Origin of the sequence: Pedobacter aquatilis (genome assembly GCF_032678425.1) — a bacterium.
Taxonomy (GTDB): domain Bacteria; phylum Bacteroidota; class Bacteroidia; order Sphingobacteriales; family Sphingobacteriaceae; genus Pedobacter; species Pedobacter aquatilis_B.
Genome location: NZ_JAVTSG010000002.1, coordinates 684,705 through 700,224, shown reverse-complemented (window position 1 = coordinate 700,224; position 15,520 = coordinate 684,705). Strand labels below are relative to the sequence as shown.

The following is a 15,520-nucleotide window of genomic DNA, read 5'->3' as shown; positions in this document are numbered from 1 at the left end:
TAGGTAAATAAATGCTTCTATTTTAAATGCTCCAATGCTTTCTCAACAGTTTTCACAGGCAGCTGACAAACCTTATTTCTACAAACGAAAATTTTGGTATCGTTACTTTGCTTGCCACTAATCAGAGGTAAATTACTCGATGCTCCACCCAATACAATTTTGTTTGGAATATAATAATGGCTTAGCTCCATTTTAACAACATCTGTTTCCAATCCGGTTATCGCGATTTCATTAATACCATATACTTCGTTTAACAGCTGAATAGCCCAATTAGAATAGGCCGAACCATAGGTTTTAATCTTTTCACGTACGCCTGAAAGCATTTCCGCAGCTTTATCTGCGTAGCTTTCATTATCAAAAAGTAAACCTAATTTTTTTAAATTCTGGCTCATGGTAGAGTTCGAGGCTGGAATTACGTTATCCATTACTTCATGCTTGCGGGCAATTAAATCTTCTGCTTTTGCAGAAGTATAAAAAAACATCGGCGAGTCTGCATCTGTAAAATTATTCATTACATAATCGCTTAATTGCTTCGCTTCATTAAGCCATTGCTCATCAAAATCGTATTCGTAAAGTGAAATTAAGGCTTCTATAAAAAAAGCATAATCATCTAAGAAAGCAGTAATGGTTGCTTTGCCGTTTTTGTAGTTTCTAAATAGTCCGCCTTTTTCAGTTTTAAGGTTATTTAGGATAAACTGAGCAGTTGCTGAAGCTTTTTCATAATATGTATGGTGATTAAAAATTTGTGCGGCTTCAGCCAATGCTTTAATCATCATACCATTCCAGGCGGTTAGGCACTTATCATCTAGACCCGGGCGAATACGTTTGCCTCTAACAGCCATTAATTTCTCTTTCGCCAAGCTAACCTTGCCTTTTAATATTTCGGCAGTTATACCAAATTTTGTTATGATATCATCATCACTTAGGGTTTTACGCAAAATATTAGTTTGCTCCTCTTCCCAATTGCCTTCTTCTGTAATGTTGTAATAAGTGCCGATTAGTTCTGCATCATCGCCCAAAATTTCATCAAATTCGGCTTTATCCCACACGTAAAATTTGCCCTCGATACCTTCACTATCGGCATCCAATGCAGCATAAAACAAGCCTTCGGGAGATGTCATTTCATCGAAAACCCATTCTATCGTTTCAATTGCAGTTTGCTTATACGATTCGAATTTTGTGCATTGGTACGCCTCAGCATATAAACTAATGAGCTGTGCATTATCATAAAGCATCTTCTCAAAATGCGGCACATGCCATTTATCATCAACCGAATATCGGGCAAAACCACCGCCAATCTGGTCGTAAATGCCACCTCTGCTCATTTCCTCCAGTGTGTGACAAACCGCTGTAAAAACAGATCCATCATCCTTTAAAAAGCCGTATCTCAAAAGGAAAACCCAGTTATTTGGCAAAGGAAATTTAGGCGCACGGTTATATCCGCCAAAGGCGATATCAAAATGGCGTTTCCAGGGTTCAATGATTTCTGTTAAATGCGCATCTGTATAGGCTTCCTCTACAGAGGATTGAATTATTTTTTCGCTGTCGCGGATGCCGGATGTTAATCGCTCTGCATATTGAATGGCCTTATCGGGTTCATTTGCCCACAAACCGGCTACATTTTCCAGAATGTTTATCCAGTCATTTTTTCTGAAATAAGTTCCGCCGTAAATTGGTCGCTGGTCGGGCAGGCAAATACAGTTTAATGGCCAGCCGCCGCTACCCGTCATCAACTGTATGGCATACATATAAATCTGGTCGATATCAGGTCGCTCTTCCCTATCTACTTTTATGCAGATAAAATGTTGGTTCATCACCTCGGCAACCTCATGGTTTTCAAAACTTTCACGCTCCATTACATGGCACCAGTGGCAAGCCGAATAGCCAATACTTACTAAAATCAACTTGTTTTCTGCCTTCGCTTTTTCCAATGCCTCATTGCCCCATTCGTACCAATGTACGGGGTTGTAAGCGTGTTGCAAAAGGTATGGCGATGAAGCGTGGATTAAATTGTTGGGCGTATTTTCCATATTTGTAAAGGTAAAGGGTTTAAGGCGTAAGGCATAAGGTTTTTCAAAACTTCATAGATATTTCCAATTTCACACAAAACCCTATACCTTTAAGCGTCTACCTTTAACCTTAAAAGCATGAAAATCACACATACCGAAATCTTCCGTTTCAGCATCCCGATGGAGCCATTTGTAATTGCAACCGGAACCATGCACTTCGCACAAAACGTTTTAATTAGAATTTATACCGATAGCGGCATTCATGGCATTGGCGAATGTTCGGCTTTCCCAATGATTGTTGGCGAAACACAAGAAACCTGCATTGCAATGGCTAAGGATTTTGCGGCAATTTTAAAAGGTAAAAATCCTTTGGAGATTCCAGAGCGTATGAACGATTTATTAGCCTATGCCGACCATAACAGCACCATAAAAAGTGCGTTCGATATGGCTTTGTTTGATATTTCTGCGAAGCATGCAGGCTTGCCTCTTTATAAATTCCTCGGCGGTACAAAAAGAACCATCGAAACTGATATGACGATTGGTATTGATACATCGGAAGGAATGGCGGAAACAGCTGTAAAGTATAAAAGTTTAGGTTGTCGAATCATTAAAATCAAACTCGGCAAGAAAGTCCAAGATGATATTGAGCGTGTAAAGCACATTCGAGAGGCAGTAGGTGATGAAATGACCTTACGCTTGGATGCCAATCAAGGCTGGACTTTTGACGAAGCCTTATTTGCCTTGGGCGAACTGGAAAAATACAATATCGAATTCTGCGAACAACCAATGCGCACCTGGTACGATGATAAGCTGCCCGAACTCAATCTAAATTCGCCCATTAAATTAATGGCCGATGAAAGTTGCTACAATTACCACGATGCCAGAAAGTTAATTAACAGTCAATCGACCACTTACTTAAACATTAAGTTTTCTAAGTCTGGCGGAATTTTAGGTGCTCAAAAGATACACGAAGAAGCTTTACAAACTGGCGTAAAATGTATGATTGGCAGCATGCTCGAAAGTAGAATTGCTTTGAGTGCAAACCTACACTTTGCATTAGCAAGTCCGAATGTTGAGTTTTTTGATTTAGATACCGCCCTACTCGGCCATTTGGTAGACCCGGTTGTGGACGGTTTAACTTATAACGGCTATTTTCTTGATGTCCCCGAAACACCAGGAATCGGCGCAGAAGCGGATGAATTTTTCTTAGAGAAATGTGAAAGTTGGGTGATGTAGTTCATTAGTCATTGGCTCACTAGGGAATTGATTTGGATGCAGAGATAACTATGCTCTCAGCGAAGCACTCAAAAATAATATTTTCGCTATTGGCGCCATGCTCATCGGCATAGGAGATGATGGAAGGAGAAAAGAATAAAGTTTTTGCAATAACTTTCATAAGACCACAGTCCAAGGCATCGCACACTCTGCGATTTTTCATCGCAGCTTGTGATGCCGAAAGAAAACTTTATCCCTTTTATCCGACATCAGATCCAAGCCTTGATTTTTGTTAAACTTTTTATCAAGAAAAAGTTTAGAACCATTCAGCGGCGAGCCGAATCAAGCCTGTGAAGAGGAAATATCAACCCAGCCTGCCTACCGCATGCAGGCAATAGCGAATTACGGATAGAAAACAAAAAACCTACCTCACTACCATCTCCGCCAACGCTGTACTATCCCCATTAAACGCATTAAAATCAACCACATGACCAATGCCACTAATCTTCGCTTTATCAGAATGTTGCCAGAATTTCCAGCGGCTTTTATCTAAACGAAGTTTAGGCTGATAATAATGCGCAATCCAAAGCGGATATTCATCAAACTTTTCAATAAGGTAATCTTCGTAAAACTTTAGTCCGGTATAAATAATCGGTCTGACTTTCGTTTTCATTTCCACATAGTTAAGGAAATCAGCCAGCTCAGCCCTCATTTTTAATGGAGAAACCCCATCCAAAGTTTCAATATCCACAACAGGAGGTAAATCGCCTTTCTCTATTTTAACCACTTGAAGAAAGAACTTTGCTTGGGTCTTACCATCTCGTTTCGGCCTAAAAAAATGATAAGCGCCACACAGTATACCTGCCTTTGGCGCCTCACGCCAGTTTCTTTGAAAATACGGGTCGACAAGCAAAATGCCTTCTGTTGCTTTTATAAAAGCGAAGCTGACATTTACTTCATCTTCTTTCATCGTCTTAACTTTTGCCCAATCTATTTTACCCTGATAGTAAGAAACATCAATACCATGAATCGAATATTTCTTCGGTATTTTAATGTTGAAACTTTTGTAAGTGCGATAATTGGGGTCTTCGCCAATATCGGTTATCCAACGCCAGGTTGAGACAAAAGCACTCACCACATAACCATAATAAAATGGCGACAATAAAATCAACAATAAACCCGAAATAGCCACTTTCCACGCCGTTGGAAAGGGTTTTGATTTCTTTTTACGACTGACTGGTTTTCGTGCAGAAGGTTTTTTTACAGTTGGTTTTCTTTTCTCAGGCGGCATAATTATTTGATGCCGCTAAGTTGAGGAAAAATGAGGTGAAATGGAAAAAGAGTTAAACATGAATTCCATTAATCAATAGATGAATTTATCACAGAACCCGCTTTTTTCTTAAACTGCTGTTATGCACTGATTTTTTGACTAATTTTATTAATCAATTTCATGAATTTTTAATGAGCAAAAAAATATTTAAGCTCCACAGAATAAATAAACGAACTAAAAAAAGATTAACTAAACCTAGTCATAAAGCAAGCATTATTGATTATCTTTAATTACACCCCAGGATATTCAATCCATTAAAAATTTTCTCACCAAAATTTCATTCAACAAGTCCGTATCAAGTCCGTGTCATATCCATCTGTGTATCGATTGTAATCCCACCATAAGCGCCTGACAAACCGATGATACCTTAGTTCAAAGGAAAGGGATATTTAATGAAGTATCATGCATTCAGCCAGGGATAGTCGTCTTATGGAGATTCAATGGACGCTATCTTTTCAATGATTAGATTATCTGGTTAAACGTAAGCTATTCGAGATGTTAGTTCATTCGGAGCTTGTTCGAAATTCGGTTACTTTTTTCGAAGAAGTTACGAACAAGGTGCGAACATGAAGGCATGAAGGGTTTTAGTTAAGTGATTTAACTAAGGAGATGCTGAAATAAATTCAGCATGACGACGCGTGGGTTAAACTGTCCCCTCCAAAGGGGGATAGCGAGCGCCGAAATGACTTTAAGAAAAATAATACTTTCGCTATTGTCGCCATGCTCACCGGCATAGGAGATGATGGAGAGAGAAAAGGATAAAGTTTTTGCAACATCTTTCATAAAATCACAACTCAAGGCATCGCACATTCTGCGATTTTTCATCGCAGCTTGTGATGCCGTACAGAAACTTTATCCCTTTTATCCGACATCAGATCCAAGCCTTGATTTTTGGTTACCTTTTTATTAAGAAAAAGGTAAGTGCTAGTCCGGCCAGGACAACATATATTAAACCACCTCCAGTTTTCCGAACAATCGAGATAAAACACTCTTTAAACAAGGAAAGGAGTCTGCCACCCAATTTCGAAAAATTAAATTTAACGGCATCGTAAATTACCCTCATTATTTAAAATCTCTCCTCATTTATCACAGCCCATTTCATTACTTTTGCATTTCCAAACCAAACCATGTTCAAACTCATATTAAATACCTATAAAACCTCATTTAGCGGCTTAAGCAAAGAAACCTGGCTGTTAAGCATTGTGATGATGTTTAACCGTTGCGGAAGCATGGCCGTTCCATTTATGGGTTTGTATGTAACACAGAGTTTGCACCGCTCAGAAATTGATGCAGGTTTGATTATAACTTTGTTTGGTTTTGGCTCTATTCTGGGTTCGGCAACAGGTGGTAAACTGACGGATATTATTGGTTTCAGACCAGTACAAATACTTTCCTCAATCATTGGTGGATTACTGTTCATCTTATTTTCCACCATTACCCACTTTTCTACACTTTGCGTTTTAGCAGTTGTCATTAGTTTCTTTTCAGAGGCTTTTCGTCCGGCGAATTTTACGGCAGTTGCGCATTATGCAAAAGAAGGTACCATAACGCGTTCATATTCCTTAAATCGCCTTGCGGTTAATATTGGTTGGTCAGCAGGAATAAGTATGGCGGGGATAATCGCCTCTATAAACTATAAGCTGTTATTTATTGTAGAAGGTGGTGTAAGTATCCTGGTTGGTTTAGCTATCTTATTTTTGCTTCCTCAGGTTAAGGATTTTATACAAAAAGCCAAAGAAAACCGCAGCAATATGGTTATTTTAAAACCCTGGCAAGATAAATTTTATGTTCAGTTTATATTGTTAACTACACTTTTTATTACCTGCGCTTTTTTGATGTTTAGGGTGGTTCCGGTATTTTTTAAAGAACAATGGCACATTGATGAATTTGCAATCGGCATCATAATCGGATTAAATGGTGCTATAATTGCCCTTTTCGAAATGATCATGATTAATAAAATCGAGAAGAAACGCTCGCCAATGTTCTTCATCATCATAGGTTCCGTATTCTTTGCGGTTTCTTACTTAATACTTAGTGCACCAATAAGTTTCCACATTTTTTCGGCCATATTAACGATTGTAACTTTTACCATAGGCGAAATGTTTGTACTGCCTTTTATTAACACAGTGGTGATTAGCAGAAGCAATGAGCATAACAGAGGTTTATATGCCGCAGGTTATACCCTGAGCTGGAGTTGTGCACAAGTTGTAGGACCAATGGCAGGATTTTTTATTGCAAAGCATCTAAGTTATAATTGGCTTTGGTTTGGCTTAGCCTGCATACTTTTGCTTTGCGCTTATGGATTCAGCATATTAGATAAGAAGCAGGAAAAAGCCGTTTTGAGTGCAGATTAATTTTCCGTTTCCGACTGAATAGCCGAAAACGGAAAAAAGAATTATTTTACCTTTTGAGGTTTAACACCCTCTTTGGTAATTTTTACAGGAAGGATATTTCCAGCTTCATCAAACTTCATCTCATCGATACAAGTTTCACGGTGATTACCATTCGTTTCAGTTAACGGGCGACGGTGATAAACAATGTGATAAGAATTCTTTTTCTCATTAATGATTACAGAATGATGCCCCGCGCCCCTTGCAATTGTAGCATCTTGCTCTAAAATTTTACCCACTCTTTTAAATGGGCCAAATGGCGAATCGCTCACGGCATAAGCTACACAATAATCAGGACCAGTCCAGCCACCTTCGCTCCACATAAAATAATATTTACCGTTTCTGATGAACATATAAGGCCCTTCTACATACTTATCTGGAGTTATTTCTTTAAAAATTGTTCCATCATCAAAAGGCAAAAAGCCAGTAAAATCCTTATTTAACTTAGCGATGTTGCAATGTTTCCACCCACCATAAATCAAATAATACTGCCCATCTTTATCTTTAAATACGAATTGGTCAATCGGCTGCGCTCCGTTATGAAATTTATCTACCAGCGGTTTGCCTAAAAGGTCTTTAAAAGGACCTTCAGGTTTATCTGAAACGGCAACACCAATTCCGCCAACTTCGTTATCACTTTGAATATCGTTTGCACCAAAAAACAAGTAATATTTCTTGTCTTTTTGAACAATTGCGGGCGCCCAAACTGCTTTATTCGCCCATTTAACGTTTGCCGTATCCAATACATGCGGGTGTTTTTTCCAGGTTACCAAATCATCCGAAGAAAAAGCATCTAAAAAAACCTGCTCTTTATACTTAGCAGAATAAGTTGGATAAACCCAATATTTATTACCAAAAATAACGGCCTCCGGGTCGGCATACCAACCTGGAAAAATTGGGTTTCCCGATTGCTTAATCGATTTAGTGCTTTGAGCAAAAGAAACGCTTGCTACAAAAATTAAAAGAGATGAGAATATGTATTTCATGCCCACAATTTAAAAAAAAATAATTTCTAAAAGAATTTAACCCTTCAATGATTTTTATATAATGATTTGGAAAGCAATTTCGCCGTGCATCGGTTTCTTCAGTCCCGCCCCCATTTCAAATCTTTGCCGATAGAAAAAATCGGCAAAGGATTTTACATTCAGGTCGGGTTTAGGTGGCTGGGCTTGTTTTACTATGAAAGGTTTTGGAAGCTTATAACCAGCCCCGCCCCCCTCTAAATGGAATAGCATTGCGTATTATACACCATGTTATTATCATAATCTTGTTAGCTCAATCTGTTATCCTGAGCGGAGTCGAAGGATGAATATTTATGTTTTCGATTAGAAATTCTTCGACTACGCTCAGAAGGACAATTATTTAACTTAAGTTAACGACATTGGGCGTTGGGGGTGGTTAGTTTTGCCTTAAAAACCTAACCCATAAATTATGAACCCGACAGCAGCGAAAATCCTTTTTGTTGTTCATAAAGAAATAGATTGCTTCGTCGTTCCTCCTCGCAATGACGATTATGAACGGCTGTGAAAGAATACAAAAAGATTGAAGCGAATGGCGGGATTGCAGCATCTATGAAAAACTGAGCGTTCATTTTCAAAAAACTCATACAATGGTTAATTTATCAAAATCGCTTGTCTGTCTAAGTTTATCGAAGACCATTTTCCATTTAAGGAGATTGCTTCGTCGTTCCTCCTCGCAATGACGGTTATGAACGGCCTGAGAAAGAATACAAAAAGATTGTAGCGAATGGCGGGATTGCAGCATCTATGAAAAACTGAGCGTTCATTTTCAAAAAACTCATACAATGGTTAATTTATCAAAATCGCTTGTCTGTCTAAGTTTATCGAAGACCATTTTCCATTTAAGTAGATTGCTTCGTCGTTCCTCCTCACAATGACGATTATGAATGGCCTATGAAAGAATACAAAAAGATTGTAGCGAATGGCGGGCCTGCAGCATCTATGAAAAATAGAATATTCATTTCAAAAAAAAATCCCTGTCTATTAAAAAATAAACAGGGATTTATTGTTTCCCGAGCTCGCTCAGAACGACAAATGAATTACTTACTTAATTCAGCAAAGTATTTATGGAACAATGGCAAGGTTTCGATGCCTTTGTAGTAGTTGTAAATATCATACTTTTCGTTTGGCGAGTGCAATGCATCGCTATCTAAGCCGAAACCAAATAGTACCGATTTAATGCCCAAAACATCTTCAAATAGAGCAACAATTGGAATAGAACCGCCACCACGAGTTGGAATAGCTGTTTTACCGAAGCTATCTTCAATCGCTTTTTCTGCAGCACGATAAGCAATGCTATCTGTTGGCGTTACTACTGGCTCGCCGCCGTGGTGAGGGGTAACCTTTACTTTTACATTTTTAGGCGCAATGCTTTCAAAATGTTTGGTAAAAATTTCCGAAATCTCTTCTGAACTTTGGTTAGGAACCAAACGCATAGAAATTTTCGCGTTTGCTTTGCTTGGCAATACGGTTTTAGCACCTTCGCCAATGTAACCACTCCAGATTCCGTTAACCTCTAAAGTTGGACGAGTACCTGTGCGCTCTAAAGTAGAATAACCTTTTTCGCCCCAAACTTCTTCTATATTAAGGTCTTTTTTGTATTCCGCTTCATCATATGGAGCAGAATTTAAGGCTTTTTTCTCTTCATCGGTTAATTCGATAACCTTATCGTAGAAAGCAGGGATAGTAATGTGGTTGTTTTCATCATGTAAGGAAGCAATCATCTTGCACAAAATTGTTGCCGGATTTGCCACTGCACCGCCATAAACACCAGAGTGTAAATCGCGGTTTGGACCAACAACTTCAACTTCCATATAAGCTAAACCACGTAAACCAGTTTCGATTGACGGATGTTCCATGCTAATCATCGAAGTATCAGAAATTAGGACAACATCTGCTTTCAAACGTTCTGCATTGGCCTTAACAAAAATGCCAAGGTTAGCCGAACCTACTTCCTCTTCACCTTCAATCATAAACTTAACGTTACAAGCCAAAGTGTTGGTTTCCATCATTAATTCAAATGCTTTAACATGCATGTAAAACTGTCCTTTATCATCGCAAGCGCCACGGGCATAAATTTTACCATCGCGTACAGTTGGTTCGAAAGGTGGTGTGTGCCAAAGCTCTAATGGGTCGGCGGGTTGCACATCGTAATGTCCGTAGATTAAAACAGTTGGTAAAGAAGCATCTATAATTTTTTCGCCATAAACAATCGGATAACCCGCTGTTTCGCAAATTTCAACATTATCTGCACCTGCATCTTTAAGCTTTTGAGCCACATAATCTGCAGTTTTTAAAACATCGCCTTTGTATTTCGGGTCGGCACTAACCGATGGAAAACGCAATAATTCGAACAACTCATCTAAAAAACGTTGTTTGTGCGTTTCTACATAATTTTTAATCTCTTGCATAACAAAATGAATTTGGGCAAATATAGGGTTTATGAAACAGAAGTAGTAAAAGAAGAACCTAATTGAATATTTTGACAAATATCAAAAGGTTTGTAGTGTAAAAATTACAGTTTTTTATATTTTTTGTTGGATTAATATATATTTGTATTCAATTATAGTTACCCTATGGCTGTAATTACTTGTAACAATTTTAGTATTACAAAACGTCATCCCGAAAAACATTTTAATAACAAACTATATAAAACTGCTTTAAACAAAGCAAGGGATTTGATATTTTTTATACTATGATTAGGATTTTTTTAATCTTCGCTTTTTTTCTTTTCGCAAAAGCCACATCCGCACAAATAACCTATCAATCAGGAAGTTACAACAAACAAAAAACCAGAACCCAAACCGTTATAGCGGGCAATTTGCTTGATAAATTCAGCAAAAATGGTTTTAATTGGTTATTGGTTCAAAACAAGGGAAAGGTGTATACAGTTAATGTTGTCGACACAACTTCGTACCGAGCCTATGAAACAAAAAAATGGATTGTACTTAATAATTGTTTCCCAATTGAAACGGAAAAGTCAAATATGAAATACTGATAGCATATTTATATGTTTTTTGGTAGATTGCGCCCTAATAAAATTTTATTAAAATCTCTATACAGAAATATTAAGAATGAAATTAGGTGCAATTTTTACTCATGCTTTGCTTCTATTTTTGTTTTTAACACCGATTTGTGTTTCAGCACAAACAAATGTTGGTGTAAGCTGCCCCGAAGCTGCCCAATATTACGCCAAAGACAGTATTAACATCGTAACTTTCGGAGCCAGTACCGTTGAAGGTGTTAAGGGTTTAAGTTTTCAACCCTTACTTGAAAATAATTTTTCCAACTGCTATGCGGGCAAAATCATTAACATAACAAATCATGGTATTGGTGGACAAACCACTCGCCAAGGCTTATTAAGAATTGACAATGCCATCGCCAGCAGAACAGGCTTTATTGTGTTAAACATGGGGATTAATGATGCTTTAGCAATGTCGAGAGGTGTTGGAAGCGTTGCCGAAACCACAGAAAATATGCGTTTGCTGATTACAACCAGTTTAAGGCAAAAACTTATACCTATAATATGTACACTTCAATTTGTAGATGATAGGGGAAATAGAGATTTGTTCGCAGTAAATGTAACGATTAGAAATATTAATGCAGCTTACCGAAGACTGGCAACTGAGTATAAAATATATCTGGCAGATGTTAATGCCGCTGTACGTAGAGATTTTTCTTTATATCAAGACCCGTTCCACCCTAACGCAAGAGGCTACAGATTAATTAGTTATGTAGTTTTTGACGCAATTAACAAAGCAATTTTTGATAGATTTTTGAAGTTTGTGGTTACGCAGAATTATCCTAACCCGGCATCTACCCAAACCTTTATTGATATTATTTTGCCTGAACCGGATAAAATAAATGTTCAGGTGTACGATATGATGGGCAGATTGGTTAAAACGGTTATTAACGATTACCTTAATACGGGTAAGCACACGCTAGAAATTAACACCACGCCTTTTACCGCCGGAATTTATTTCTTCAAAATATCATCAGATTCAGGTCAATACAATTCGGTTAAAAAGTTTATTGTTTCCAGATAAGCTTTATTAAGCTTTTGCAATTCCTTAAAGTGTCATAATACCCTTAATGTTAGCAGTTTGTTTATAGATAGCAATCACTTCATCTGCATTTTGCACATTTTTATTTACTGTTATTGACACATATTTACCCGTTTTAGATGGTTGTTCAATAAACTCCTCATTAGGAAAAATCTTGCGTAAATCTTCAATTTTATCTAAACCACCAGTTATGATAAATTTAAAGCAATAGACACCCGGAAACTGTTGAACGCTTTCCAGCTTTTCTTTCAAATTCGCATATATGTCGGTGCTTGTTCCTTCTGGTATATCTGTAAATTCTATGTTATTATTTATTCTTTTATTTTCCATATAGAACACTTAACAAATTCTATTCCTAATTAATCAACATGCAATTTTGGCATAATGCGTAGCAAACCATAAATAATTGCACTATTAATTTCCTTAAACCTTGGCGAAGCAGATACCGGCCTGAACTTAAGATCTGCGTTAGGCAGGTATGAGCAAAGCAAAGAACTAACATTGTTTGATACACAGGTTTTACTTTTCAAAAAGATTTTGGATGCTATTTCTCAACAATTTGTTTAATGCGCATTGGATTTATTATTTTTGGAGCTTGTAAAAACAGGAGCCAATTTGGATTATTTAGAAGGATTAAACCCACAGCAAAGAGCAGCAGTTGAGAACACAAAAGGACCGGTAATGATTGTTGCGGGTGCAGGTTCGGGGAAAACGAGGGTAATTACCTATCGCGTTGCACATCTTATACAAAGTGGAACGGATGCATTTAATATTTTAGTGTTGACCTTTACCAATAAAGCCAGTAAAGATATGCGTGAGCGTATTGGAAAGGTGGTTGGTGCAGAGGCTAAAAACATTTGGATGGGCACTTTTCACTCTGTTTTTGCTAAAATTTTACGTGTTGAAGCGGAGAAAATTGGTTATCCGAATAATTTTACCATTTACGATACGGATGATAGCAAAAGTGTTTTGCGTGCAATTCTGAAAGAAATGCAGTTAGACGATAAGCTTTATGCGGTTAACTTCGTTTTCGGCAGGATTTCATCAGCTAAAAACAACCTTATTTCCTGGGGCGAATACCAGGCTAACGACCAAATACAAGCGGAAGATATTCAGAATAAGCGTCCGTTAATCGGGCAAATTTATGAGCAATACGCGAAGCGTTGCTTTAGGGCTGGTGCAATGGATTTTGACGATTTACTGTTCAAAACCAACATTTTACTTAAAGAGCATCCGGATGTTTTAAATAAATACCAGCAAAAATTTAGGTATTTAATGGTAGATGAGTACCAGGATACCAACTTTTCGCAATATACTATTGTGAAAAAACTAGCCGCAGCTTACCAAAACATTTGTGTTGTAGGTGATGATGCGCAAAGTATTTATGCTTTCCGTGGTGCAAATATTCAAAACATTTTAAATTTTGAACGTGATTACCCGGATTTAAAGGTCTATAAACTAGAACAGAATTACCGCTCTACACAAAATATTGTTGATGCGGCGAGCAGCATCATCGCTAATAATAAAAATCAGCTGGAGAAAAATGTATTCTCAGAAAATCCAGAGGGTGATAGAATTAAGGTTTCGAGAGCATTTACAGATAATGAAGAGGGTAAATTAGTTGCCGAATCTATTGTTCAGGAACGCAGCTTAAAAGGCTACGATTACCATGATTTCGCCATTTTGTATCGTACAAATGCTCAAAGTAGGGCGATGGAGGAATCTTTAAGGAAACTTAATGTTCCTTATAAAATATATGGTGGTTTGTCGTTTTATCAACGTAAAGAGATTAAGGATTTAATTGCATACTTCCGTTTAACTTTTAATCCGAAGGATGAAGAAGCGATAAAACGTGTGATTAACTATCCAAAACGTGGTATTGGAGATACATCTATAGATAAAATCATTGTTGCTGCCGACCAGCATGATAAAACCATGTGGGATGTAATTTCGAATGCACACAATTATGTTGATGGTCGTTTGGCCAACCAGCTCAACGATTTTTCGATGATGATTCAGAGTTTTGCTGCAGAGGCAAAGAAACTTGATGCATACGAAACTGCTTTATTTATTGCGCAACATGCCGGAATTTTAAAGGAATTATACAGCGATGATAGTGTTGAAGGCAGAAGCAGGTACGAAAATATCCAGGAATTATTAAATGGTATAAAGGAATTTGCCGAGCGTGAAGATATTGAGGAAAAAGGTCTTGATATCTTTATGCAGGATGTAGCACTTTTAACCAACGATGATAAGGATGGCGACAAAAACAAGGATACCGTTTCCTTAATGACGATTCACTCAGCCAAAGGTTTAGAGTTTAAAAACGTATTTATTGTTGGTTTGGAAGAGAACCTCTTCCCTTCGCAAATGTCGGTTAATTCGCGTTCTGATTTGGAAGAAGAACGTAGGTTATTCTATGTGGCCATTACCCGTGCGGAAATAAAATTAACCATTACTTATGCTACATCTCGCTACCGTTGGGGAACTTTAACCAACTGCGAGCCAAGTCGCTTTATCAATGAAATTAATCCGAAGTTTTTAGAACTGGACGTTAAACCAGCTACAAAAAGTGGTTTCCTGGATGGCAGTTTTGATGATGAACGCAAAAGTTGGACTTCGCAACCAAGAGATTTCTTCAGTAAACCTAAACCGGCAAGCGCAACAACATCGGCTCCACCCGTTCGCCCAAAAACGACTTCATTGCTTGCAAAGGCACATGTTCCAACACCAGGCTTTGCGCCATCGCAACCACATGAGTTTCAAAATGGTATGGAGGTTGAACACGAAAAGTTTGGATTTGGAAAGATTATAAGCTTGGAAGGTAGCTTGCCTGATGTAAAAGCTACTGTATTTTTCCAAGGCTTGGGCAATAAGCAGCTGTTACTAAAGTTTGCAAAGCTGATGATTGTGAGGTAATTTATATTTACCACAAAGACATAAAAGCACGAAGAAAATCTTTGTGCTTTTTTTATAAGGGTATTTAATCAAAAATTTTGTGCCTCAGTGGTAGGATTATTTTTTTAGCCACAGAAACGCGGAATACACGAAAATTAAGTCACATAAAATATATGGTAACAAATGACCCGGAGGAAGAAAAAAATTCCGTGCCTTTTGTGCTTCCGTGGCAAACTCATTTCTCTAGCCACGGAAAAATGGAATACACGGAAATCAAGTCATATAAAATACAAGATAACAAATGACCCGGAGGAAGACAAAAATTCCGTGACTTCTGTGCTTCCGTGGCAAACTTATTTCTCTAGCCACAGAAAAATGGAATACACGGAAATTAAGTCACATAAAATACAAGGTAACAAATGACCAGGAGGAAGAAAAAAATTCCGTGATTTCTGTGCTTCCATGGCAAACTCATTTCTCTAGCCACGGAAAAATGGAATACACGGAACTATATTATTTTGATATGTATACAATGACTTTAAGAGAGAAAAAAGTTCCGCGACTTCCGTGCTTCCGTGGCAAACTTATTTCTCTA

Annotated in this window: 10 protein-coding genes; 4 read left to right on the top strand and 6 right to left on the bottom strand. The window is 37.8% G+C overall.

Annotated elements, in window-relative coordinates; all coding sequences use genetic code 11:
* Positions 1 to 17: 17 nt before the first annotated feature.
* Positions 18 to 2,030, bottom strand: coding sequence for a thioredoxin domain-containing protein (locus tag R2Q16_RS09145; RefSeq protein WP_316736577.1), 2,013 nt, complete (start codon positions 2,028 to 2,030; stop codon positions 18 to 20).
* Positions 2,031 to 2,147: 117 nt separating this feature from the next.
* Here R2Q16_RS09145 and R2Q16_RS09140 point away from each other — a divergent pair, with 117 nt between their 5' ends.
* Complete coding sequence (locus R2Q16_RS09140) at positions 2,148 to 3,245, top strand: dipeptide epimerase (protein WP_316736576.1); 1,098 nt, start codon at positions 2,148 to 2,150, stop codon at positions 3,243 to 3,245.
* 403 nt (positions 3,246 to 3,648) lie between these two features.
* Here the strand turns inward: R2Q16_RS09140 and R2Q16_RS09135 are convergent, their stop codons facing one another.
* Both R2Q16_RS09135 and R2Q16_RS09130 read right to left on the bottom strand, forming a co-directional pair.
* Positions 3,649 to 4,515 carry a glycoside hydrolase family 25 protein gene (locus R2Q16_RS09135; protein ID WP_316736575.1) on the bottom strand — a complete coding sequence of 289 codons (867 nt, stop codon included), beginning with the start codon at positions 4,513 to 4,515 and terminating at the stop codon, positions 3,649 to 3,651.
* Positions 4,516 to 5,151: 636 nt separating this feature from the next.
* The gene (locus tag R2Q16_RS09130; RefSeq protein WP_316736574.1) at positions 5,152 to 5,379 is read right to left on the bottom strand and encodes a hypothetical protein; all 228 of its coding nucleotides are present in this window, start codon (positions 5,377 to 5,379) and stop codon (positions 5,152 to 5,154) included.
* A gap of 302 nt (positions 5,380 to 5,681) precedes the next feature.
* Here R2Q16_RS09130 and R2Q16_RS09125 point away from each other — a divergent pair, with 302 nt between their 5' ends.
* Positions 5,682 to 6,908: an MFS transporter gene (locus tag R2Q16_RS09125; RefSeq protein WP_316736573.1), complete on the top strand. Its 1,227-nt coding sequence runs from the start codon at positions 5,682 to 5,684 to the stop codon at positions 6,906 to 6,908.
* 41 nt (positions 6,909 to 6,949) lie between these two features.
* On the opposite strand, the gene R2Q16_RS09120 is transcribed toward R2Q16_RS09125, so the two are convergent.
* Both R2Q16_RS09120 and R2Q16_RS09115 read right to left on the bottom strand, forming a co-directional pair.
* Positions 6,950 to 7,930 carry a glycoside hydrolase family 43 protein gene (locus tag R2Q16_RS09120; RefSeq protein WP_316736572.1) on the bottom strand — a complete coding sequence of 327 codons (981 nt, stop codon included), beginning with the start codon at positions 7,928 to 7,930 and terminating at the stop codon, positions 6,950 to 6,952.
* A 1,073-nt stretch (positions 7,931 to 9,003) separates the two neighbouring features.
* On the bottom strand, positions 9,004 to 10,374 hold the full coding sequence (locus R2Q16_RS09115) for a dipeptidase (RefSeq protein WP_316736571.1): 1,371 nt from the start codon (positions 10,372 to 10,374) through the stop codon (positions 9,004 to 9,006).
* A 663-nt stretch (positions 10,375 to 11,037) separates the two neighbouring features.
* On the opposite strand from R2Q16_RS09115, the gene R2Q16_RS09110 reads away from it, so the two are divergent.
* On the top strand, positions 11,038 to 12,009 hold the full coding sequence (locus R2Q16_RS09110) for an SGNH/GDSL hydrolase family protein (RefSeq protein ID WP_316736570.1): 972 nt from the start codon (positions 11,038 to 11,040) through the stop codon (positions 12,007 to 12,009).
* Between the two features lie 24 nt (positions 12,010 to 12,033).
* Here R2Q16_RS09110 and R2Q16_RS09105 read toward each other — a convergent pair whose 3' ends face one another.
* Positions 12,034 to 12,357, bottom strand: coding sequence for a DUF493 domain-containing protein (locus tag R2Q16_RS09105; RefSeq protein WP_316736569.1), 324 nt, complete (start codon positions 12,355 to 12,357; stop codon positions 12,034 to 12,036).
* 285 nt (positions 12,358 to 12,642) lie between these two features.
* Between R2Q16_RS09105 and R2Q16_RS09100 the strand changes: the two genes are divergently transcribed.
* Positions 12,643 to 14,946, top strand: coding sequence for an ATP-dependent helicase (locus R2Q16_RS09100; protein ID WP_316736777.1), 2,304 nt, complete (start codon positions 12,643 to 12,645; stop codon positions 14,944 to 14,946).
* Positions 14,947 to 15,520: the final 574 nt, after the last annotated feature.

Bases quoted from the DNA above. Each gene is read 5' to 3' on its own strand.
- R2Q16_RS09125 (WP_316736573.1), top strand. From the start codon at position 5,682: ATGTTCAAACTCATATTAAATACCTATAAAACCTCATTTAGCGGCTTA.
- R2Q16_RS09145 (WP_316736577.1), bottom strand. From the start codon at position 2,030: ATGGAAAATACGCCCAACAATTTAATCCACGCTTCATCGCCATACCTT.
- R2Q16_RS09110 (WP_316736570.1), top strand. From the start codon at position 11,038: ATGAAATTAGGTGCAATTTTTACTCATGCTTTGCTTCTATTTTTGTTT.
- R2Q16_RS09115 (WP_316736571.1), bottom strand. From the start codon at position 10,374: ATGCAAGAGATTAAAAATTATGTAGAAACGCACAAACAACGTTTTTTA.
- R2Q16_RS09140 (WP_316736576.1), top strand. From the start codon at position 2,148: ATGAAAATCACACATACCGAAATCTTCCGTTTCAGCATCCCGATGGAG.
- R2Q16_RS09120 (WP_316736572.1), bottom strand. From the start codon at position 7,930: ATGAAATACATATTCTCATCTCTTTTAATTTTTGTAGCAAGCGTTTCT.
- R2Q16_RS09130 (WP_316736574.1), bottom strand. From the start codon at position 5,379: ATGAAAAATCGCAGAATGTGCGATGCCTTGAGTTGTGATTTTATGAAA.
- R2Q16_RS09105 (WP_316736569.1), bottom strand. From the start codon at position 12,357: ATGGAAAATAAAAGAATAAATAATAACATAGAATTTACAGATATACCA.
- R2Q16_RS09135 (WP_316736575.1), bottom strand. From the start codon at position 4,515: ATGCCGCCTGAGAAAAGAAAACCAACTGTAAAAAAACCTTCTGCACGA.